Origin of the sequence: Bacteroides intestinalis, from assembly GCF_003464595.1 — a bacterium.
GTDB classification, from domain to species: domain Bacteria; phylum Bacteroidota; class Bacteroidia; order Bacteroidales; family Bacteroidaceae; genus Bacteroides; species Bacteroides intestinalis_A.
Genome location: NZ_QRZF01000002.1, coordinates 336,035 through 359,451 on the forward strand (window position 1 = coordinate 336,035; position 23,417 = coordinate 359,451).

A 23,417-nucleotide genomic window follows, 5' to 3' on the forward strand; every position below is an offset into this window, starting at 1 on the left:
CGATTTATCCGTTTGCAAAAATAGGGATTAAAATCTACATGCTACTTATGAGGATAAGCCCATTTCCTAAGTTATTTGTTGGTTTATATAGGCTTTTTGATTCTTTCTGTTTTTGTTCTGAGAACGATGCAAAGATACGGCACTCGTACGGGGAGACCAAAAAACGGTAGGGGCTAAGGTGTGGAAATCTGTTAACAAACGCAACGCATAGAGATGTTTCTTTCAAAACATAGTTTTGCACAACGTAAAGCATAGTTTTGCTGAAGAGAGCTCGTAGCTTTTTGTGTGTGACGATTGTGACAATGTGACAATTGTGACAAATGACAAATAGAGAAGAGTGCAGACAGAAATGTATTATATATATTAATATATAATATAAAGTTAAATAAGAGGTTTTTCTTTTCTACTTTTCTAATTGTCATTTGTCACAATCGTCACACGTCACAAAGCTACGGGTTATATTTTCTCTTAGTCGTTTTTTTTGTACATTTCGAAAAGAAATGAACTAAATGCTGATAATAATTTAGGCACGGATTACGCGGATTACACGGATTTTTTTCTGTAGTACAATGTTGTAGCGCAGCCTTTAATCCGTGTAATCCGCGTAATCCGCGCCTAAAATTATATTCATAACCCTATAGAAAGGAAGTTAACTCGTCAACTTTTCCTCTATCCGAGCTTTTTGAAAAAGCAATAATCAGAAGTCTGCTTTTTTCGTAATACACATGGACTGCCCGTTGACGGGATGGGTGAACTCTATGGATTCAGCGTGCAGATAGAGCCTTTTGTCTTTCTTTCCATAAAGCTCGTCGCCTATGATGGGGCAATGCAGTCCTGACGGATGTGCCGCATGCACGCGAAGTTGGTGAGTACGTCCCGTATGGGGAGAAAAGGCTATACGTGTATATTTATCTGTACGTTCGAGAACCTGATAATAAGTGATGGCAGGCTTGCCATATTGTGTGTCTACCATTTGCCGGGGGCGGTCCAATGGATTGGGGCAAAGCGGTAGTTCAATAGTGCCCTCATCTTCCGGGACGATGCCATCGAGCAAAGCTATGTACTTCTTCCGGATACTACGATTCTTGAATTGTGCCTGTAAGTGTTGGTGCGTCTTCTTATCTTTGGCAATGATTAAAAGTCCCGATGTAGCCATATCCAGCCGATGTACGATCATGGGACCCTCTGCTTCCGGATAAGCCTTTCTTACCAGGTCGTATATAGACGTCTGTCTCTCTTTTCCGGGTACTGAAAGCATTCCGGCAGGCTTATTAATAATCAATAGCCATTGGTCTTCATAAACTATATTCAATTTTTCATTGCCTCGTTCCGCCCCCTGTTGCATAGGATTTGCTTCTACCTCCAATCCCTGCAACATGTGCCGGAGAATTGGTTCGCATTTGCCCTTACAGGCTGGATAGTAATAACCGTGATGCCGTACTTCGTTTTTGGGAGAATTACCCCACCAGAATTCGGCCATGGCTATCGGTTTCCAATGATGTAGATAGGCTTGTTGTAACAATTTAGGAGCGGCACATTCACCTGCACCGGCGGGAGGAGTCTTATGTACGGTTTGCTCGAATATGTCGCATAAAGTTATCGCTTCTCCCCGGTAGTTCAACATTCTGAATTGTTCGAATAGTTGTTGTTGCAAGGCGGCAGAGCGGACTTTACGTTCTGCTTTCAGCTCTTGTATTTGTTTTTCCCAATTACCAGCTTCTACCTGCAAGGAAGCTATCTTATCTTTCCAGGAGCGTTCCAACCGTTTATATTCTGCCTTCTGGAACTGGCTCTCTCGTATCAGATCTGCTTCTTCCTTTGCATCAAGCTGACCTGTCTTTCTGAGCAATTCTCTTTTATCTTTTGCTTCTTTCAATTGTATCTTGGCAATTGACAATGCATCTTGTGCAGATTGGGTGGTTTGGGTAAGATTTGATCGTAGGTCAATATATTTCTTATCCTCTTCCAGCCGGCGGATACGATGGTTGATAGCGGATATGTTTTCTTCTTCTATTTTGAAGAAGCCTTGAGATTGCAATAAATCGTACACGGGAGGTACAAAATACGGATGTATATTCTTCCCGGCTAATATGCCCGAAAAGGCGGTTAAATAACCTATGCTTCCATCTTTGGTTTGCACAATCAGCACTCCGAACATTTTCCCCTGGCTTAATTCCTCTTGCCACTCGCTTTGCTTGCTGAGGTAGTGTTGTACCTCTTCCGCCGCCATTACACACAATGGATGAGGAGTATAACAGAAAGGGTAAGTAAACCTTTCCGGAAGTGGAATATTGCTGATTGAAGTAGTAAAACGGTGCAACATAATGGTGCAAAGATACTACATTCTTTGGGTATCTGTGAAGTTATCCGGCAGAAAAGAATTCCTCGCTTTCATTATGGTAGGGTAGGAGGAAAGTGAACCGGCTTCCTTTTCCAATCTCTGAGGCCACACTAATCTTCCCACCGAGTTTTTCCGCAATTACCATGCTGATGGAAAGTCCCAGACCCGTGCCTTGAACAAATTCATCTTGTTTGTAGAAGCGTTCGAATATCATTCGTTGCTCTTCTTTCGGAATACCTTTGCCGGTATCTTCTACGTAAATGGAGACTTCGTATGTTGAAAAATCAATTTCATAGCCCAGTTTGATGTATCCTGATTTGGTAAACTTAGTGGCATTATTCAGAAAGTTAGTCATTATCTGGCTGAGGCGGTTCACGTCCGTATTGATGAAGAATGCGGCATCGGGCACTTCTTTGATGAACTCTATTTCCTTGGGTATCAATAAGGAATGTGTCAAATACATACTATCCACCCAATTATTCAGATTACACGTTGAATAGGAGAAAGTCATGTTGCCCGATTCGATACGGGAGAGCTCCAGTATATCATTGATGAGTTTCAGAAGCAATTCGCAATTCGTGTTGATCGTATTGATGAAGTCAGCTTTCTCTTCATCGGGGAGGTCGTCTTCGCTGACAAGTAAGTTGGAGAACCCCACAATTGCATTCAGTGGAGTACGTATTTCATGGCTCATATTGGCGAGGAAAGATTGCTTCAGTTCTGCCTCTATCGCCAGGTCTTTTGCTCTCATGAGTTCCTCTTCTTTGTCCTTGAAGTGTTGCACATTGGTGATTAAGCCTATAATGGAGGCCGTTTCCGCCATTGCCTCCGTGGGATTGACATAACGGAGTTCATACCAGATATACCCTTTACCATTAAAGTTGCACCGGCATTGGGTGTGCGTTTTGGAATCCGGTTGGTTTTTCACATGATAAAACGTGTTCAACACATCCACTCTGTCTTCCGGATGTATCGCTTCGGCCATTTCTTGTAGGGTGAAAGCACGAAAAGGCATATCCAGATGCTCAAAGAATTCTTTATCACAGATGAAAGCATTTGTTTTTTCTATGTATTTCCAGGCGTAGATGTTGCTCTTTTCGAGTGATAGCGATAATAATTCCTTTTCCCTGGTTAGTTCCCTTTGGGCGGTGCGCTTTCTTTTAGACTCTCTGACATAGAGAAGTAGCGGATAGATGATGAAAAAACAAATAGAAGAGAGAGCCAGAACAATGATACAAATAAAAAGAGGCTTGTACTTGGCTTGGAAAGGTATCTTGATTACAATATAATCTTGTGGATGTTCTTTAGCTTCAACATTGGTTTCTGTTTTCTGAATATCTTGGGGTTCAGCGTACTGGGGTTCTACCGCATGCATCTTTGTAAATAGGACAAAGAAGATCAGAATAATCGAAACTCTTTTCAGTAGCTGATAGCGTTTTTTCATAGCTGAAGAATAACTCATTTTGCAAATGTACATGAATATTTTTAATTCTTGCACAAATAAATAAAAATGTGAGAATTAACTCTTTTTATGTCCGAATAGCAGATTCTGCTTATCTTAAAAAAAGACTATTTTAATGTAAATCTTATTTTTTTATTTTATATACTGATTTTTCGCAATTCACGGCTTAGCCAGATAGTAACATTGGTGGTCGTATAAATGTCCATCGTAGGTTAACTCGGCCTGATGGAGAGTGCCTTCATAGATAAAACCGTGGCGTTTCAAAACCTGTTGCGAGCGCTCGTTATGAGGATAGCAATTTGCGGTGATGAGGCTTAGTTGGAGGGTGTTGAATCCGTAATCGAGAACAGATTGCACCGCTTCCGTCATGTAGCCCTTTCCCCAATGGGATTCATCGAGCCAGTATCCCAGCATGCGTGCTTGAGGGTTTTCACGCTTGGGATCTGGGATGATGCCGACTGAACCGATCAAACGTCCGTCTTCTTTTAGGATGATAGCCCATATCCCGGACTGGGATATAAATACGGAACGAAGGATTTCTTGTGATTCTTCTAAGGAACCATGAGGTTTCCAGCCGGCATTGTTTCCTATGTTCGGGTTTTGGCAGCATTTAAAGAAGGCTTCCGCATCACTTTCCCGGAAGGGGCGTAATAGTAGCCGTTCCGTTTCAATCGGAGCATCAGGTTCATTACCGGTTTCTTCCTTCCTGTATACACATTCCACTCGATTGCCATCCGGATCGAGTATGACGCTTTCGAAATATCCATCGCCCGAAGTCCGCGGTTCGCCGGCTATGGTATACCCATTGCTACGGAGTTGTTCAGTAGTGCGGAGAACGTCTTCTTTGCTTTGGAAAGAGAGAGCAAAGTGCGTGAGTCCCAACTTGTTCTCTTCTATTGGAGTGTTTTGCACATCTGTGCGGCTCATTAATTCTAATGCCGCGCCATCATCAAAATAAATGAAATAGGACTCGAAACCCTTTTTCGGATTGATATATTTTTCATTGCTTGTTCCGCTAAAGTAGCGGATATAAAACTCTCTCAATTCTTCCAGGCGAAAAGTCCAGATGGCGATATGATGTATTTTCATGCGATATAATAGTTTGAATATCTGTTCTTTGTAGTTAATTAAAAACTACTTTTCATGCAAATATAATGATTATTCCTTATAAAAGCCTACCTTTGCGCCCTAATTAAAAGAAATGATGACATTTAAACAGATGAATATTTCGGAGCCGGTGTGCCGTGCGCTCCTTGAAAAAAACTATTCTACTCCTACTCTTATACAAGAACAAGCCATACCGGAAGCCCTGACAGGGCGTGATCTATTAGGACTGGCTCAAACCGGAACCGGTAAAACGGCGGCATTTGCCATACCTATCATAGAACAATTGCTTGCCGACCCCACATCTCAGCAGAAAGGTGCTCCACGTAAGATTCGTGCTCTTATCCTTACTCCAACGCGTGAGTTGGCAATTCAGATTGATGAATCGCTGGCAGACTATACACGATATACCACGTTGCGCCATACCGTTATTTTCGGTGGGGTAAAGCAGAAGTCGCAAACTGATGAATTGCGCGCTGGAACGGATATCCTGACGGCTACTCCCGGTCGTTTGCTCGATCTGATGTCACAAGGATTTATCCGCCTCGACCATGTGCGGCACTTCGTGCTTGACGAAGCTGACCGTATGCTCGATATGGGATTCATCCATGATGTGAAGCGCTTGTTGCCTAAGCTCCCGCCCAAGAAGCAAACCTTGTTTTTTTCGGCTACCATGCCTGATAGTATTGACCGCCTGGCTAAAGGTTTATTGCGCAATCCGGCGAGGGTGGAAGTCACTCCGGCATCCAGCGTAGTGGAAATAATCAGTCAGTCCGTCTATCGTGTGGAAAAGCCTCAGAAGAAGGAATTGCTGGCACAACTATTACTCGGAGAGGCCGGACACCAGGTACTTGTATTTTCGCGTACCAAACATGGGGCAGATAATATAGCGCGCTATTTATCACGTCGTGGCATCACTTGTGAAAGTATCCATGGAGATAAGTCACAAAATTCCCGCCAGCGTGCATTGAGTAATTTCAAGGAAGGTCGTTCCAATGTAATTATCGCTACGGATATTGCGGCACGCGGTATTGATATCAAAGGTTTGGATTTGGTTCTCAACTACGATTTGCCCGATGTGCCGGAAACCTATGTTCATCGTATCGGACGTACGGGACGTGCAGGTTGCGAAGGACGTGCCATTGCCTTTTGTTCGGGTGAGGAAGTGCCGATGTTGCGTGAAATAGAGAAACTTACAGGTATCAAACTGGAGCAACGGAAACATGATTTACCGCCTTTGGAGGAGACGAAAACAGCTCCGGTTGCCAATGTTGCACGAAAGGTACAAGCGAAAGCACCGACAGAGAAGCAGCAAGGCAAGCAGAACAATAAGAGGCGGGAGAACAGAAAGCCTGCCGAACCCTTGAAGAATACTCAGCAAGCAACGGTTGTTGCTGAAAAGCCCAAACGTCATAATCGTCCAGCGAAACCGATATTAGCTCGGGAATCGCAACAAAAGCAATCCGCGGATAAAACGGAGCAAGCATCCAGTCGTTCGGCAAAGTTGCGTTCGCGTTATGAAAATTATGAATGATTGGCTATAGTTTATCTAACGATTAAAGGTTTCCATTGGTGGAGTTGGTTTATTCTGGAATGGTAATGAACTAAATGCTGATAATAATTTAGGCGCGGATTACGCGGATTACACGGATTAAAGGCTGCGCTACAACATTGTACTACAGAAAAAACCCGTGTAATCCGCGTAATCCGCGCCTAAAATTATATTCATAACCCGAAAGAAAGAAATAGCTTTCGCCAACGGATTAAAGTTGTATTTCTTAATAAATGAACTTGTAAAATAAATTAGTTTTTATGCTTCTTGTTTTGTTCGAAAAGAAGAAAAAAGGTGATAGTTAAGTACATAGAAAATCTTTTTTATTCTTTTAAAAGTTTGTATATTAGCGCCTTGAAGATACTCGAAAATGTATTTTATTTTTGTTTTAAGTGTCTCTAACCCTAAGGTGTAAAAAGTAATATGATCGAAAAGAACAAGAGTTTAAGTGTATTTCTCCTTCATTTCTTAGAGCGTTTAAATGGATGTGAATCCATTGAAAAGAAAATCACGGAATCATTGACGGATATTTGTACTTTCTATAAGTTTAAAAAAGGATTTGTCTATCAGACCGATGGTTTTCGCTATTTCTTCCTGAAAGAAACGATTGGAAATGAAGACCATTCTCTGAAGCGTCGCTTTGAGATGAGTGAAATGACCAAAATACATTCCGATCGTATGAAGGTCAAGAACCGTCCTTTTTATGCCAGTAGAAACGATGACAATTCCTTAGTTGACATTGACGTTCTGGATTTTTATGGAACGGACTCCTTGTTGGTCCGTCAATTTGAAGATAGTGAAGGAAAGATTATCGGGTTTATAGGATTTGCGGATAGGGAGGATACAACTCCTTTCACGGATGAGGAATTGCAAACCATTCATCTATTGCTGGGGTCGCTTTCCAAAGAAATAGCCGTTCGTGAATATAAAGAACGGGAAGTGCGGGCAAGCAATACGCTGGGTAGCATCATGAACAATATGGGAGTCGACATTTATGTGAACTCTTTTGATTCTCATGATATGTTGTATGCCAATGCGTCTATGGCGGCTCCGTATGGTGGCATTAAGCATTTTGAAGGAAAGAAGTGCTGGCAGGCCCTTTATACCGATAAAACGGGCGAATGTGAGTTTTGTCCTAAAAGACACCTGATCGATGAAAACGGTCTACCTACTAAAGTTTACTCCTGGGATTACCAACGCCCGTTCGATCAATGTTGGTTTCGTGTATTCAGTGCGGCATTTCCCTGGATAGACGGCCAGATGGCACATGTCATTACCAGCGTTGATATCGACCATCAGAAAAAGATAGAAGAAGAATTGATAATAGCCAAGGATAAGGCCGAAAATCTGGATCGTTTGAAGTCCGCCTTTCTGGCTAACATGAGTCATGAGATTCGTACTCCGTTGAATTCCATAGTTGGTTTCGCAAGTATGCTTGTTGAGGAGGAGGATAAAGAAGAGCGTCAAGGCTATATTGAAATCATGCAAGAGAACACGGAATTACTCTTACAATTGATATCCGACATTCTGGATTTATCCAAGATAGAGGCGGGAACGCTCGATTTCAACATGGGATATTTGAATATCAGGGACTTCTGTGAAGATATATTGCGTGGTTATGAAATCAAGGAAGATAAGCCTGTACCGGTTGTGTTGGCTTCCGGTCTGCCCGATTATCGTATCTATACGGATAAGAAACGTCTGATGCAGGTCATCACCAACTTTATAAATAATGCTCTGAAATTCACCAGTAAGGGGCAGATCACTCTGGAGTACCATTTTAAAGAAGGGACTAATGAAATAGAGTTCTCGGTTACGGATACGGGTATCGGCATCGCACCGGATGCGGTGGGGCAGGTTTTCGACCGATTTGTGAAACTGAACACATTCTCCAAGGGCACCGGCTTAGGGTTGTCCATCTGTCGGAGTATTGTGGAGCACCTTGGTGGCACGATTGGCGCCGAATCGGAAGTAGGAGTCGGGAGTCGTTTCTGGTTTACGCATCCTTGCGCGGAATCGGCCTGATTATGGAGTAGTCTATTATTTATAAACTAAATTTATAAGCTAATGAGAAACAAAACGTGGAAGTATCTGGTTGTTACATCTGCAATATTCGTGTTATCAGCTTGTGGCGGAGGCACAAAAAAGCAAGTAAATGAGGATGTAAGTATGGATAGTGTAAATGGGGTGTGCGATGGCCTGAAGACATTGCAACTGGATGAAGTGAAAGTTACCTGGATACAGGATAATGCGAAAGAGCGCCTGATGGAAAGAATGCTTTTTGCGGATGCTGACGATAGTCTGATAGAGAGTTTGAAACTACAAGGCGGAATACTTTCGTCCATGAGTGCTTTTCTGGTAGAAACGGGTGGAATCCGAATCCTGTTTGATACGGGCATGGGAGCACCGGATAGCCGTTTGCTATCAGGCTTGGCTTCTTTGGGAATTACCCCTTCCGATATTAAATATTTGTATCTTACCCATTTTCATGGCGATCACATCGGTGGAATGATGAAAGGGGATAGTGTTGTGTTTCCTGATGCTGAAGTGTATGCATCAAAAGTGGAATATGATGCCTGGCTCAAGATGCCTGCCGACAGGAATGCGCAAGTGTTGAAAACGATGAATGCTTATAAAGACCGTTTGCATTTGTTTGAGTTCGGAGAAACATTGCCGGGTAATGTCGTTGCGATGAATGCTGAGGGACATACTCCCGGGCATACCGTGTTCCAGGCGAACAAATTGTTGGTGATTGCCGATCTTATCCATGGAGCCGCCCTTCAGTTGGAGCATCCCGAAATATGCGCTACGTATGATATGGATAAGGAGAAAGCGGTGAAATCACGTAAGTATTTCCTTCAATATGCCAAAGACAATGGTTTGACGATGGCAGGCATGCATTTGCCGGCTCCGGCATTCAAATAGTATTTTCCAAATTGGTATTAACAGGGGGGATTTCTTCACCCTCTTTTGATTTTTCCAAAGTTTTCGGACGCTTCATAGGCGAGGGCTTCTTTCCGTATTTACGTTCTTTTTCCCAAGCGGCTTTCCGGGCTTGGTATGCTTCATATTGTTTTTCTAAATAATTGTCGGCCATGGTGTAATCGTTTAAAATAAAAATGTTTATCGTTGGGTAGGCAATGAGAACTCTTGCCAGTCGTACTCCTGTCCGTTTTCATCGGCTACGGCAACGCGTATGATGACTTCTCCCGTCTTTATCCGTTCTCCGGCATTGATGCTGGCGGTATATTTCACACCTTCATGAGGCTTAATCTGCTCTATCATGACCGAGGGTGAAATATAGATACGCTTCATGCCCGTGATTTCGGCCACTACCGGTACTACGTTGAAAGCTGTTCTGTTTCCTTCGTTTATGATTTCGAAGATCACTTTACAATTTTCGCCTGAGTTGATTGTGTGGTCGCGATTGGCGTCAATGAAACGTATATTATGTATTCTCAGATTTTCGATAGCTGATGAATATTGGGGTTGGGGTCTGGAAGGTTGAGTCCTTTCTACCCGGTAACTATATTCTTCTGTCTGCTTGGGGGCGGTAGCGGCATTTGCGATGGCTGCTCCGGCGATAGTTCCGACGATGGTACCAATGGCAGAACCCCGGTAGCCACCTCTCCATCCTCTGTTGCTTTCGCCAATGAGGCCTCCGATGGCGCCTCCCACATTTCCTCCGATGGATGCTCCGGCCAACACCGCGCCCGGGTCACCTGCCGCCATACGATTGGTACTACATCCGCTACATAGCATGGCTAATGCTAATATTCCTATGAAATACGTAGTAATTTGTTTCTTCATATCTGAATCCTTTAACACCTGCTTGATAACCGTTGATTTGCCTATCTGACGAGTACCCATTACGACTTGAATGAACTTTCGCTGTTCTTTAAGCCGATTCATAATTACTTGATATTCTGATCTTTTATACATAGGGTTACATTTTACTCAGTGCACTGAGTATTTTTATTCAATACAAAGATAACAAATATATTAAATTAATAATCATGTGTTTACGAAGAAAATCCGATTTTTGCAATTAGACAAGTGTTCTGTAATACCTATGTGATCAGCACAACTTGTGAGAACCAGATAGTTGGAAAGGTGAGTTTATTGAACAAAAGTTCCTTAGAATATTGTGGGTTTGGAGTATATAGTCTATTTTTACGGGAAATAAAATGTAAGATTGACTATGAGTACTTTTCGTTCCATAGAAGAATTAGTGAAGAGTCTTGAACGCGAGAAAGAACTACTGAAAGAAATGTTTGCCAAACGGAAGTCGCTTTCGTTTCGTTATGATTATGCGCTTGAGATGACAGAGTATAAAGAAGAGCGTGTTCGTTATCTGATTGATTACGGTGTAATACGTGACACGGGTGACTTTCTTGAAATGGAAGATCTTTATCTGAAGTTCTTTGAAGACGTGTTGGAAGTGAATGAGGAAATCAATGTATCTTTTGTACAGGATTATCTTACACGCCTCAATGAAAATATAGATTATTATCTGAAAGAGAATAATGAAAAGCGCAAGTACAATTATCAGCGTGAAGTGAAACGCTGTCTGAAAAACATTGCTCTTACCACTGTCCGTAATGTAATGGACCTGAAAAGGAACATGGATAATACTTACAAGAATGAACCCAACTACCAAATAAAAAAAGCGAAGTTGATGAGATTAAGCGAAAAGCTCAAGAACATCTCTTTGCTAATAACTAAAAGTGAGGAGCTGATTGATAACCAGCAACCGGTCTTTTTCCGCATAGCCATGGATGTGCAAATGCGGAATGTGGTGAGCGATGTCAAACTGCAATTGAACGATTCTTATCATAACCTGCTCGAAATTCACCGGCAGATTGTCCATTACCTGAACTTGATAGACTATCAGAACCGTATCTTTGAGAAAATAAGGAAGCTGAAGTATCTGAAAGACCAGTTCCTATTGGAAGAGAACACGACTATTCGACAAGTGGTTTCGCAACGTCATCCGTTATGGATGGAACCTCAGACAAACTACCGCATAAAGTTATCAATAGATTATCTGCGAACTTCGGATGAGGCTTTCCAAGCCGTCAGGAAGTTGGTGGCACAGCAAAAGAACAGGAAGCACGGTCCGAAAAATCTGGCTGAGGCTATCCCGGAAGGATATCTGGATAATCAGTCGCAACGGATTGACGCGATAAACTTGCGGGAAGTGTACAATGCTTTTACGGCATCCGGGATGCATCTGTTTGGTTTCGTGATGAACTATCGTTTTCGCAAAGAAGTATCCCGGGGAGATAAACTGATTTATTTTTGTCAGTTGGCTTCCCAATATGCTGATGAACTCAATTTTATGGAAAGCTATGAGTGCTCGGGCGATGTGGAATATCCTTTGATTTACGTCAAATAAAACTTTTTGAACATGAAATATACCGAAGAGATTTTCAATATACTTAGTAAAGGAGGGTTTATTTCCTCGAACAGTATTTCCACTCAGGTGAAGCGTTACTATGATGCTATTGAAGAAGAATTGCCCGATTATTATGAATATTATCGGGGAATCGGACTTTATCTGGAAGGGGGAGACGGCTACTATCATTTTACGCGTAAAGAGGCGAAAGTAGATTTGGAGCGTAAATTGGAAGCTACCTTGAAATGGATTGATTATATGAGTTTCTTGAAAACCTATCATTCGGCTTTCGGTCCCGGATTCCTGTTTCGCGCTGCTGATATTGAAATTCAGATCGGTTGTGATATGGAGCTGAAGGAGAAAGCTTCTAAACTGTTCTCCGACAAAAAGAAACATGAGGAAGTAGTGGCTAAATTGATTAATGAACTGGAAAAGATGGGATTCATAGAAAAGGAAAATGAAGTGGACGGGACATATAAAGTGTTGACTGCTTTCCATTATATGGAAGAATTGATTGATTGTATCACTATATCGGAGGAGGTGCAAGATGAGATACCTGAATAAGATTGTTTTTCTGAACAGTGCCCATATTCCTTATGCAGAGGTGAAACTGGATGGCAATGTACATTTCATTGGTACGCAGGGAGTGGGGAAGAGTACATTGCTCCGTGCTTTGCTATTTTTCTACAATGCCGATAAACTTAAGCTCGGCATCCCCAAGGAGAAGAAGAGTTTTGACACGTTCTACTTCCCATATTCTAATTCTTACATCGTCTATGAGGTGATGCGTGAGAATGGAGCCTACTGTGTAGTGGCTGCCAAGTCGCAAGGAAGAGTGGCTTTCCGTTTTGTAGATGCTTCGTTTGAGAGGGATTGGTTTATCAATGAACATAATGAGGTGTATCCGGAGTGGGGGCGTATCCGTGAACGCATCGGTGGAAAACGCCAGATTACCTCGCAAATCACCGTTTACGAAATGTATCGTGATATTATCTTCGGCAACAACCGTAAGCAGGACATGACTCCTTACCGGAAATTCGCCATCGTGGAAAGTGCCAAGTACCAGAATATTCCGCGTACCATACAGAATGTCTTCCTCAACTCTAAGCTGGATGCCGATTTTATAAAAGATACCATTATCCGTTCCATGACTGATGAAGAGGTTTTTGTTGACTTGAGTTTTTATCGAAGCCAGATAAAAGAGTTTGAGCAGGAATATAATGACGTGATGCTCTGGTTTACTAGAAACAAGAATGGTGAGATTCCTGTGCGGAAGATAGCGGATAAGGTGATAAATTCGTATCGTAACTTGATTTATTCCCATAAACAGATAGATGAGGAACGTGCCGAGTTGAACTATGCAGAGAAACGGGCGTTGCAGGAAATCCCTCATATCAGAGAGAAGATAAACAAAACGGAGACTGAACGTGAACGGGCTATTCGGCTGATTGATGAATTGAGAGAGAAATATAATAAGGAAAGAGATACTCTCATTAGTGTTATGGGCGGTATTGAAACGCAGTTGAAACAGGTGCGTGAGAAACGGCTGTATTATGAACAAATCAATATAGAGGAAATCATAAAACGGGTGGCACAGGAGGAATTGCAAAACGGAGAACTGGCACGCATTTCGACTATGAAGGAAGAACTGACACGGGCCTATCAGGATGTGTTGTCTAAATACGGCTCGTTGTTTAAGAATTTGGATGCTGATTTGAGTTTGTTCGAAAACAGCAGACAGGCTCAGATTCTTGAAAAAAGATCATCTGTTGCCGGACGTCAGGAGAAAGCTATGGCGCAGTCTCGTTCCGAAGAGGATAAAGTGCGAACGGCATCTGAGGAAAAGCTGCAAATGGTGGAGCAACGATTGGCACAACTGCGTGGCGAGGAGATGCAGATGAAATTGAGGCAGCAGAAAGCGCTTCATGAAGAACACTATAAGAAAGAAATTTCAGATTGTGAAGCTGGCATTGATGAATTGCGCAGAAGGGATAAGGAACTGGATTTGCAGATACGCCGGCAGCAAATGGATATTGGTCAACAGAGGAATGAATGTGAGCTAAAACGCAAAGAACTGGAGATGGCGGCTCAGAGGAGTATGGATGTAATACGTAGGGAAAAGGCGGATGTTGAAGAACAGTTGCGGGTACTAGATGCATTGATAGAGAAGCGGAAAGGTTCTTTTTGCGATTGGTTGGAACAGCATAATCCCGGCTGGCAAGAAACGATAGGTAAAGTGGCGGATGAGGAGTCAGTGCTATACAATCATGAATTGAATCCCCGTTTGGCGGATGATGCTGGAACTCTGTTCGGTGTTTCATTGAACTTGTCGGCCATTGACCGGAGCATACGTACTCCCGAAGAGATAAAACAGGAACGGGCAGCGAAGCAGGTAGTTTATCAGGATTATTGCAATCAACTGACACGGTTGGCGGAGGAATTGAGTGAAAATATAAGTCGCCTGGAGAAGAAGTATTCCAAACAAATTAGGGAGATGGTAGAGCAACAGCATCTGCTGGAAGCTGAGCGAGGACAAATTCCTTATAAGCTAAAGAATCTGCGAGCGGATCATGCCACTTGGAAAACGAAGGAAGAAGAGTGGAAAAAAGTACGGATGGAAGAATTTCAGGCTGGTCTGAATGAAATAGCCCATCGGTTCTATCTGGTGGATGAAGAGAAAAAGAAATATCTGCTGGAGCGTGAGAAACAGTTGAAGGCTTGTCAGAAGAGCTATAAAGATACCAAAATAGAGCTTCAGCTTGAACTGGACCGTTATGTTGACGAGGTTCAGCGGGAGATTGATCGTCATAAGCAATTGATTGAAGAACAGAAGAGAGAACTCCGGCAGGCACAGGATGCTGAACTGAATGGCAAGGGAGCTGATATGGCAACCATTCGTAAATATGATGAGAGATTGGCGGAGATCAGGGAAGAGCTGAAGTATATCAGCGAGCATCGCAATCAGGTAGCTTATTATGAAAAGGATAAGCAAGAACTCTTTGATAAAGAATCTGCCATGCGTAGTCGAAAGAAAGAATATGAGGCCAAACTTTCGGCTTTGGATGAGCGGTTTGCACTGCGACGGGAGAAACTGCAAAATGGACTGAAAGAAATAAATAGTGCTTTGGAAAAGCTAAGGCTGGAATTGCAGATATTAGAAAGCGGATTAACGGAAGCAGATGCTTTTTTGAATGATGAAACTTTTTGTCCGGCCGGAGCGATGGAAGTAGGAGAGAAATCTACCAGAAAAAACTGTGATACTCTTGTGAAGGAACTTAAGTCGCTCATAGTTTCTTTTATCAGAAAGACGGAAGATTTCAAGAAAGCCGTGATGCAATTCAAAGGTTATTTTTCTGCGAAGAATACATTTCATTTCCGTACAGAACTGATTGGCGAACAGGATTACTATGACTTTGCTTCGAACTTATGCGAGTTTGTAGATAATGATAAAATTTCTGATTATCAGAAGCATATCAGTGGACGATACACTGATATTATCCGGCGTATATCGAAGGAGGTGGGAGACTTGACCCGAAATGAGAGTGAGATTCGTAAAACCATTGGTGATATCAACGATGATTTTATAGAGCGGAACTTTGCCGGGGTGATAAAGGAAATATCCCTCCGTCCCTTGCCGAGCAGTGACAAATTGATGCAGCTGCTATTGGAGATAAAGAAATTCAGCGATGAGAACCAGCATAATATGGGAGAAGCGGATTTATTTTCGCAGGCTTCCCGTGAAGATGTTAATGCGACGGCGGTGCGTTATTTGTTGTCTTTCATGAAGCATTTATTGGACGATCCGGGCAGAAAACAATTAGTTTTGGCGGACACTTTTAAACTGGAGTTTCGGGTTAAGGAGAATGATAATGATACGGGATGGGTGGAAAAGATTGCCAACGTAGGTTCTGATGGGACGGATATTCTGGTGAAGGCTATGGTAAATATTATGCTTATCAATGTGTTCAAAGAAAAGGCATCCCGTAAATTCGGTGACTTCAAGATACACTGCATGATGGATGAGATAGGCAAATTGCATCCCAACAATGTGAAAGGAATTCTGGACTTTGCCAATTGCCGAAATATCCTGTTAGTGAACAGTTCGCCTACTACATATAATGTGGAGGATTATAAATATACTTATTTATTGAATAAAGATGGGCATTCTAATACGCAGGTGGTGCCTTTGCTAAAATATAGTAAGGCATGAGAAATGGAAAAGGATATATTATGACTGTGGCTGCGGCACGTAAAGTTGCACGGATGTTGAACGGTGAATCTGTGGGTTATTCTTCGTTTCCTGTATCATTGGCAGAAGAACTATTGGCAGAAGGTGTTTTGGTGCAAAGTTCTTATGGAAGGCGTGGCAGTTATCGGATATGTGATGTGGAAGGATGTCGCACTTTTTTAGCCCAGCGTTATTCCATAAGCGGGAGTTTGGAGGAGTGGATTGAGATGATGTCTCGTCAGGAAGCAGTGTCGCGTGCGGAGCAGGTGGCTATGGCAGGCAATTCTAAAGTTCGGAAAACTCGTGGGTTTAAGGGGTTTCTTGTTAATAGTTATATCCCGATAGAAGCAACTTTGCATGAAGAGCCTTTTGTGATTTATCCGGCGGAAGGTACTTCTGTATTTATAGAAGATTATGAGCACTTTCGAATTCCCGATGATGTGGTTGTGATAGGAATGGAAAATGGAGAGAATTTTCAACGGATTCGTGGGCAACAATACTTATTTGGGGGCTTGAAAGTTCTTTTTGTATCCCGTTACCCTCAATCAACGGATTTGCGTACTTGGTTGCAGATGATTCCTAATCGTTATATCCATTTTGGTGACTTTGACTTGGCGGGGATTGAGATCTATCAAAGAGAGTTTTACGTTTTTCTGAGAGAACGCTCTGAGTTTTTTATTCCGGCAGATGTAGAGGAACGGCTGAAGAATGGTAACCGTAGGCTTTATGACATGCAGTATGCCCGTTATAAATTTATGGATATTATGGATGAACGCTTGTTGCCTCTTGTTGAGATGATCCATAGATATGGGAAGGGGTATGAACAAGAGGGATATATAATTTAGATTTTAAGAAACGGGCTGAGTTAAATACAATGAATAACGAAAATAAAAACTGTATTTTATGGTAACAATATCTAACTTTGAACGCTATGTTCTTCCTAAGATTCTGGCGCGTGGTGAAGATTATTACGACTCTGGTGCTGTGCTGGAAATTGAAGAAGAGTCTCCGGGGGAATGGTTTGCAACAGTTTGTGGAACGGAGCACTATGAGGTAACCGTATCGCTGGTAGGGGATGAAATTGCTGACTGGGAATGTGATTGTCCTTACGATGGAAATATTTGTAAGCATGTAGTGGCTACGCTTCTGGCAATTCGTGACAATAGAAGCAAAGCCAGCTGTTTTTTGTCTGCTAAAGAAGTGGATGCTCGAATGGATATACCGGGAAAGAGTGTGTCAGAAATTGTGAAGGATAAAGAAGTGGAGCAAGTCCTTCGGTTTGCGGAATCGGATAAGTTATCCGGTTTTGTTCTGAAATATGCTTCTTTACATTCTGATTTTAAGTCAGCTTTGATTGAGGCCTTTTTGCCTAAGAAACCGACGAAAAAGGTGGACTATCGAAGTGAGATAGAGAGTTGCTTTAATTCTTTATATAGAAAAAACTTCAAGAAGGGAAGATATTATGAACCTGAGATTGATTGGGATGAGTTATCTGATAAAATAGAGAAATATTTGACTAAAGCAACTTTGTTGTTTCAACGGCAGGCTTTGGAAGAGGCGGCGACAATTGCTCTTCAGATACTTCATTCTATAGGAGGTCATTATATTGAGGAGGATTTTTTGTATAATGATGGTTATATTGATTTTGGAATTAGTTGTGAAGACGCCGGGGATTTATTGCTTAAGGTAGTTCAACATTCGGATACGTCACAGGCATTGAAGGAGAATATATTGAGTGAAATTATCCAAATAGGCAAAATGGCAACATATCGTGAGTATGATATTTTTGATATGGATGATTTGGTACAACAAATTATGCTTTCAGTGCAATCTAAAGAGGAGGCGTTGGCAACTGTAAACCAGCTTATAATGGAGAAGAAAGAACATTGGGACCTCTATAAGCTGGTGATTCGGAAAATAGAAATATTAAAGGAATTGGGTAAGACTGCCGAAGTTGAAACTACGATATCTGAATTTCTTTATTTGCCTGAAATAAGGCGGCAGGAAATTGCAAAGCTATTGGAAGGGAAATGTTATGAGAAGGCTATCGGTATGCTGAATGAAGGGATAGTGATAGCTGAAAGAGCGGGAGAGCTTGGTATAGTAGGAGAATGGCAGGAACAATTACTTTCCATTTATGAGGAAATGCATGATGTCGCCAAAATTATTGAGATGTGTCGATTGCTATTTATTCATACGGATGGAAGTCTGGGTTATTATCATAAACTAAAATCATTGGTGCCTTCCATGGATTGGAAAGAGTACTTAAACGCATTGATGCAGGAAACCACTTTCTATGATTACTGGGGGACTGGAAATAATAAAGCAGAGATTTATATAGAAGAAAAGGATTATGATAAATTATTTGGTTATCTTTCCGCCTTGGAATACAGGCGTTTGGATGCTCTTCTGCAGTATGCCTCTTATCTGAATGCTACTCATTCCTCCCAAATTCTTCCTTTATTTACAGATGATCTTCGTACGTATGTGGAGAAAAATCTGGGGCGGAACCATTATGAATATATAGCCCGGGTGCTGCGGGGTATGCGGAAATTGAATGGTGGGAAGGAGGTCGTGAAACAATTGGTGGAAGAATTCAGGGTCTTGTATAAACGTCGTCCGGCGATGATGCAGGAATTGGGGGAATTCTAAAGATTATCCAATTCACTAGTGTCTCTTTATTCATGGGACACTAGTGAATCGCTCTATTACAGAAAATAAGACTTTTATAAACTATAGTAGTACGATTTTATCTTTTGAGCCATTAGCCTACGGCGTTCATTCAAAAAGGAATCATAGTCAGTGTGTTCCATCTCAATTATGTTGGCTGGGATGCAATTCTGTTCTATATTCTTATGGAGGATGTCTAAATCGGTTATATTACCATATATTAGTTGCTTCGTTTCACATTGTTTAAGTGCTTTGCTGAAATAGATATAAGGTGCATCATCGGAAACTGCTTTATTTACTTGTGTATCAAGATATGTGTAATTTGCAATTTGATTATATTTGGATTTCTCTGTCCACCCATTTCTAATTAGATATTTTTTGGGAAATATATGATGTACATCTCCAATAACTGTGATCAAGTCACCTATTTTGCTTCCATTAGTAAATAAAGCACTATCACCACTATAAATCTGGGCCGCTAAATAAATATTAAAATACGGGCTATTGATAGCTGAGGTTTCCAGATTTTGAACTAATCCCACATTCCAAAAGGTGTCAGATAAATCGGCTGCTTCAACTTCTTCAAAATATGTAAGAAAACCTCTTTCCTTAATTCTTCGTATATCTGCATCCATAACCGTTTCAGGTGATGTAATATATCTGCTGGTTAAAGTTGTCATTACATACCATTTTGCAACATAATGCTTGATTTTAGCCTTATCAATATTGGGATCAGCATTAAGTATAAGATAAAGGGTGTAGGCAAAATCAAGGGTCATTTGAGAATTGATAAGTTTGTTGGTCACAAATCCGGCAGATTTAATGGTTAATACGAAATTACGGAATGTATATTCATTCATAAATCCCAGAACTCCTTCTGTCAGTTTCTGGAATGATGTTTCTGCTATTTCTTCTTTATATTCGCGGGTCTCAAAATCACGCCCACCCAATAAACTTACCAAATCTCTCATTTTTGCGCGGCCAAACTTATACATAAAAGCTATACGGAGAATGTCGTTATAATCTGGATCAAATATTTCTTCCCGATCATCCTTCAGCCATTTCAGTTTCTCTGCAAAGGGAGTAGCCATGAACTCGGTATCTTTACACATATCTGTATACCAATCTGGTTGTACAGCCAGATGGGAGAAATAATCTATGGCTTTTCTTAGCATATTGCCACCATAGTTTGTATTGGCTGCGATTTTTGACATAGCAAAATCTGCCTGGTTTAGTTTGGCGCCTTGGCTGTTGATGCGGATAAATATTTCAGTAACTTCGTCAATAGTGAGTTCTTTGTCTAATGTAATGACTCCTATCTGTCGGTTCTTAATATCCATGAGTCGCATGAGTATTTTGTTTAATTCGCTACCATTTATTTCACTATTTGCAGTGCAATAGTCATTCACGAATTGCCATAAATCAAAAGTAGGTTTAAACACTTCTGCGATATCTGCAATCCATCGTCTATCTCTTAAAATTGCATTATCTTGTACTTTGAATAACTCTTCATCATTCTCTGGATTAGCTAAAGGGTTGAATGCTATTTTTATTCTTTTTTTCTCGAAATTTGCATTGATAACTTCCAAACCCATGATAGCCGTCATTAATGCTGTTACTCGCTGTTGTCCATCTATCATTATCTTTTTTCCTTCCGAAAGACTTCCATTTTTCAATTTCATGTTAGGGCTTTGCGAAATGATGAGATATCCGGTTGGATATCCGGTATAAAGTGAATCTATCAAGTCGCGTACTTGTTTAGGTTTCCATACGAAAGGGCGTTGTATTTCCGGAATGGCAATTTCTCCGGACTTAATGAAATTTAGTATCTGTTCCAATGCAATATTGGATGCGTTGTATTTTTCGGCCATATATCCATTTATTTTACTAAGTTCAACAATGTATCAAATTAGAAGTTTTGCGTATACTACTATTTCGTTCGCAGTATCAAGGTTTTCTACAAAGATTTTGGTTTCATTGCTTCGGAAGATTTTTGATCATTTTGTCAAAGTCGCTTTCCAACTGTTCCATCTCACGTTTGCGATAAATAGCAAATTCATGTTCTGCTTTCTCTATTGCTTGCTTGTGAGAGATAGAACCTTTTCCTTCCAAAAGTTTCCGTTGTAGATTGATAATCTGTCGAAGTAGCATAAATATCTGTTACTTGTTGATAAAAGTTTCTTTCTGATGCCCGAATGTCACGTATACGTTGAAGTAATTCACGGAAATAGCGGTTCCCACCTTGTTTCAAACGATCATCATCCATCGTAAAACCTTTCTGAATGTATTCGTGCAGACGTTCAGTAGCCCATCTGCGGAAACGAGTAGCTATTTGGCTTTGTACTCGGTAGCCCAAAGCTATGATTACATCGAGGTTGTAATGGTCGATGTTACGTTTTACTTGCCGTGCACCTTCTTGACGAACTAATAAGAATTTCTTATAAGTTCGATTTTCATCCAATTCTTTATCAGCGTAGATGTTTTTGATATGCATAGAGATATTCTCCTGCGTAGTATCATAAATTTCGGCTAACTGATTTTGAGTCAACCAAACATCTTCATTAGAAAAGCGTACATTGACTTTTGTTACGCCGTCTTCATCTTGATAGATGATGATTCCATTATTTTCTTTCATAAGTAGATATTCATAATTATTTCAGTTGCTTTCCTTCTATTCCTCTTCCTACACCATTGGAACCTATCAACACGTTCAGGCTGTTCAGCCTAATCTTTGCGTTGCGGATCGATTTATAGTTTTCTATGAAGATTTGTTCTATCATACTCAATGTTTTTATTTCACAAAGTTAGAAAAAGAAATTGTATAAGTAGTATGAGTGATGATGTTTTCTGCTGTATAAAGAAAATACAATTCTATTTTCTTTCCACCTTCTTCACCCACAAAAAATAACTCTTCAGCAACGTCTCTTCCGGTATAAGTTCCATCATTCCGTGCTTTTCCAGATACAACTCCGTAGCCCTTGTAAACATCATCCCGTTCTTGAACTTGTTCCTGCGCAGGAAGCGGTAATAATCCATTCTCATTTCATAGTTGATTTCCTGTTCCAAGATTTTCACAGCCTCTTCTCCTAAATAATTGTAGGTTCGTGGATCTTTCCCTACACTGGGGCAGGGTAGGGAAAAGGTGATATTTCCCTGATCCCGCCATGACACACCTTTGGGGCGGGGAGTGGTGAGCTGTAGTAGGCAACTGTAAAGATTCTGATTTTTTGTGAAACGGATGGCACCCTCTATGGTACAATGCGCGTATGCGCTTTGCAGGTAAGCCGCGAGATAGGGCTTTACCTGAATGGTAACTGTAATCATTTTGTATATTGTTTTGAAGTGAAAAATATTTCCATACGTTTGTGTTCCTGTGGCGGGGAGCGTTCCTCGGAGCAGTGGAAGAAGGCAGATGTGTTACTCCGGCAAACGATGGAAAATCAAATGATTACGGTATGTCGATGTTGCTCTACGACCAATAGGTCGTTTCTCTACGAGGAAGGGTGCTTTGCCCGTAGAGGAACGCATGGCTCTTCTACGGGACTAAATCACCCGCCTCTGACCTTTGGTGCAAATATCTGTCAAATTAACATCTCTGGCAAAACTTAAAGGCGGTGGTTAAAGATAGTATTGTAATGAAACATTTGTCTTTAATGCCTGTTTGTGACGTAGTATATGCGCGTGCAATAACGTGCGAAAAAATGAATGAATATGAAGATAGTCTATTTAAACAATTTTATGAGTTCGGTGGTCACTGAACTTGAAAGAAACGGGCAGTACAGTACCGCCCATGTATGTGGTAGCGTGTTACGGTCAGTGATGGCCTTTGATGGCGACGGGTTGCTCCTGTCCGGCATTACGCCCCTGTGGTTGAAGGCGTATGAGTATTACCTCCTCCATAAGGGCGAAAAAGGCTTGGAGTGGAATACCATCTCTACCTATATGCGTATGCTTCGGGCAGTTTATAACCGGGCGGTAGTGCGTAAACTGGTGCCTTTCGTTCCTCATTTGTTCAGGGAAGTGTTCACAGGGCGCAAGGCAGACCATCGGAGGGTACTGGAACGGGATGATATGCGGCAATTACTGGCAGAAAAGGATTTGGATATTATCTCTCCCGGTATGGAGTGGGCACGTGCATGCTTGGAGCTTATGTTTCGCTTTCATGGGATGCCTTTTGTTGATCTTGCCCATCTTCGGAAGTCTGATTTGAAGGATGGCTATCTGACCTTGCGCCGCAGAAAGACGGGGATGCCGCTTTCTGCGCGCGTGGATAGTCGAGCTATGCAGTTGTTGGAGCGCTACCGGAACCGGGACGAGACTTCGCCTTATCTACTTTGTTTTTTGGATGGAAGTCTGGAAGGAATGGCTGCTTACAGGGATTACTTGCGGATATTACGCTTGCTTAACAGTAAACTGCGTGCGCTTGCTCTGTGGAGGAAAGTACAGGGTAAAGTGACATCGTACACGGCCAGACATACGTGGGCCACTGTGGGCAAGTACTGTCACATTCCCATTGAAATCATTTCCGAAGGGCTGGGACACGCTTCCGTAACTACTACCGAGGGGTACATGAAGGGGTTTGGAAATAATCGGATGGATCGGGCGAATAAGGTTATAATGAATTACATATTTGAGAGGTAGTCTAATGTGCTGTTTGAAGGT

Annotated in this window: 17 protein-coding genes and 1 pseudogene; 9 read left to right on the forward strand and 9 right to left on the reverse strand. The window is 41.6% G+C overall.

Annotated features, from left to right (window positions below):
* Positions 1-697 precede the first annotated feature (697 nt).
* The 3 genes from DWW10_RS03875 to DWW10_RS03885 all read right to left on the reverse strand — a co-directional run bounded on the left by DWW10_RS03875 (position 698) and on the right by DWW10_RS03885 (position 4,892).
* Positions 698-2,323, reverse strand: coding sequence for an RluA family pseudouridine synthase (locus tag DWW10_RS03875; protein ID WP_118420860.1), 1,626 nt, complete (start codon positions 2,321-2,323; stop codon positions 698-700).
* A 40-nt stretch (positions 2,324-2,363) separates the two neighbouring features.
* Positions 2,364-3,785, reverse strand: coding sequence for a sensor histidine kinase (locus DWW10_RS03880; protein ID WP_118421008.1), 1,422 nt, complete (start codon positions 3,783-3,785; stop codon positions 2,364-2,366).
* A gap of 177 nt (positions 3,786-3,962) precedes the next feature.
* Complete coding sequence (locus DWW10_RS03885; protein WP_118420861.1) at positions 3,963-4,892, reverse strand: VOC family protein; 930 nt, start codon at positions 4,890-4,892, stop codon at positions 3,963-3,965.
* A gap of 115 nt (positions 4,893-5,007) precedes the next feature.
* Here DWW10_RS03885 and DWW10_RS03890 point away from each other — a divergent pair, with 115 nt between their 5' ends.
* From DWW10_RS03890 to DWW10_RS03900, 3 genes are all read left to right on the forward strand, one after another.
* The gene (locus DWW10_RS03890) at positions 5,008-6,441 is read left to right on the forward strand and encodes a DEAD/DEAH box helicase (protein ID WP_118421009.1); all 1,434 of its coding nucleotides are present in this window, start codon (positions 5,008-5,010) and stop codon (positions 6,439-6,441) included.
* A 441-nt stretch (positions 6,442-6,882) separates the two neighbouring features.
* Positions 6,883-8,484, forward strand: coding sequence for a sensor histidine kinase (locus DWW10_RS03895; protein ID WP_118420862.1), 1,602 nt, complete (start codon positions 6,883-6,885; stop codon positions 8,482-8,484).
* A gap of 42 nt (positions 8,485-8,526) precedes the next feature.
* A complete protein-coding gene (locus DWW10_RS03900; protein WP_118420863.1) occupies positions 8,527-9,384 on the forward strand; it encodes an MBL fold metallo-hydrolase in 858 nt (285 codons plus the stop codon).
* On the opposite strand, the gene DWW10_RS03905 is transcribed toward DWW10_RS03900, so the two are convergent.
* Complete coding sequence (locus DWW10_RS03905; protein WP_118420864.1) at positions 9,377-9,556, reverse strand: hypothetical protein; 180 nt, start codon at positions 9,554-9,556, stop codon at positions 9,377-9,379. The two genes, DWW10_RS03900 and DWW10_RS03905, sit on opposite strands and share 8 nt — an antisense overlap.
* 26 nt (positions 9,557-9,582) lie before the next feature.
* A complete protein-coding gene (locus DWW10_RS03910; protein ID WP_118421010.1) occupies positions 9,583-10,269 on the reverse strand; it encodes a COG1361 family protein in 687 nt (228 codons plus the stop codon).
* A 391-nt stretch (positions 10,270-10,660) separates the two neighbouring features.
* On the opposite strand from DWW10_RS03910, the gene DWW10_RS03915 reads away from it, so the two are divergent.
* The 5 genes from DWW10_RS03915 to DWW10_RS03935 are packed head-to-tail and all read left to right on the forward strand — an operon-like array spanning position 10,661 to position 18,737.
* The gene (locus DWW10_RS03915) at positions 10,661-11,857 is read left to right on the forward strand and encodes a hypothetical protein (RefSeq protein WP_118420865.1); all 1,197 of its coding nucleotides are present in this window, start codon (positions 10,661-10,663) and stop codon (positions 11,855-11,857) included.
* 12 nt (positions 11,858-11,869) lie between these two features.
* Positions 11,870-12,421 (forward strand): condensin complex protein MksE, encoded by a 552-nt coding sequence (locus DWW10_RS03920; RefSeq protein WP_118420866.1) that lies wholly within the window; start codon positions 11,870-11,872, stop codon positions 12,419-12,421.
* Entirely contained in the window at positions 12,405-16,067 is a 3,663-nt protein-coding gene (locus DWW10_RS03925) for an ATP-binding protein (RefSeq protein ID WP_118420867.1), read from the forward strand. Before DWW10_RS03920 ends, DWW10_RS03925 begins: the two co-directional genes overlap by 17 nt.
* Positions 16,064-16,930, forward strand: a complete 867-nt coding sequence (locus DWW10_RS03930) for a hypothetical protein (protein ID WP_118420868.1) — start codon at positions 16,064-16,066, stop codon at positions 16,928-16,930. Before DWW10_RS03925 ends, DWW10_RS03930 begins: the two co-directional genes overlap by 4 nt.
* A gap of 58 nt (positions 16,931-16,988) precedes the next feature.
* Entirely contained in the window at positions 16,989-18,737 is a 1,749-nt protein-coding gene (locus DWW10_RS03935) for an SWIM zinc finger family protein (protein WP_118420869.1), read from the forward strand.
* Positions 18,738-18,811: 74 nt separating this feature from the next.
* Here DWW10_RS03935 and DWW10_RS03940 read toward each other — a convergent pair whose 3' ends face one another.
* The 4 genes and pseudogenes from DWW10_RS03940 to DWW10_RS03955 form a co-directional block, all read right to left on the reverse strand.
* Positions 18,812-20,626 (reverse strand): GmrSD restriction endonuclease domain-containing protein, encoded by a 1,815-nt coding sequence (locus DWW10_RS03940; RefSeq protein ID WP_118420870.1) that lies wholly within the window; start codon positions 20,624-20,626, stop codon positions 18,812-18,814.
* A 103-nt stretch (positions 20,627-20,729) separates the two neighbouring features.
* Positions 20,730-21,390, reverse strand: a pseudogene (locus DWW10_RS03945) (virulence RhuM family protein).
* A gap of 16 nt (positions 21,391-21,406) precedes the next feature.
* The gene (locus DWW10_RS03950; RefSeq protein WP_007215777.1) at positions 21,407-21,535 is read right to left on the reverse strand and encodes an AAA family ATPase; all 129 of its coding nucleotides are present in this window, start codon (positions 21,533-21,535) and stop codon (positions 21,407-21,409) included.
* Between the two features lie 91 nt (positions 21,536-21,626).
* Positions 21,627-22,079 (reverse strand): hypothetical protein, encoded by a 453-nt coding sequence (locus tag DWW10_RS03955; RefSeq protein WP_118420871.1) that lies wholly within the window; start codon positions 22,077-22,079, stop codon positions 21,627-21,629.
* 381 nt (positions 22,080-22,460) lie between these two features.
* Between DWW10_RS03955 and DWW10_RS03960 the strand changes: the two genes are divergently transcribed.
* Positions 22,461-23,396, forward strand: coding sequence for a tyrosine-type recombinase/integrase (locus DWW10_RS03960; RefSeq protein WP_118420872.1), 936 nt, complete (start codon positions 22,461-22,463; stop codon positions 23,394-23,396).
* Positions 23,397-23,417 lie beyond the last annotated feature (21 nt).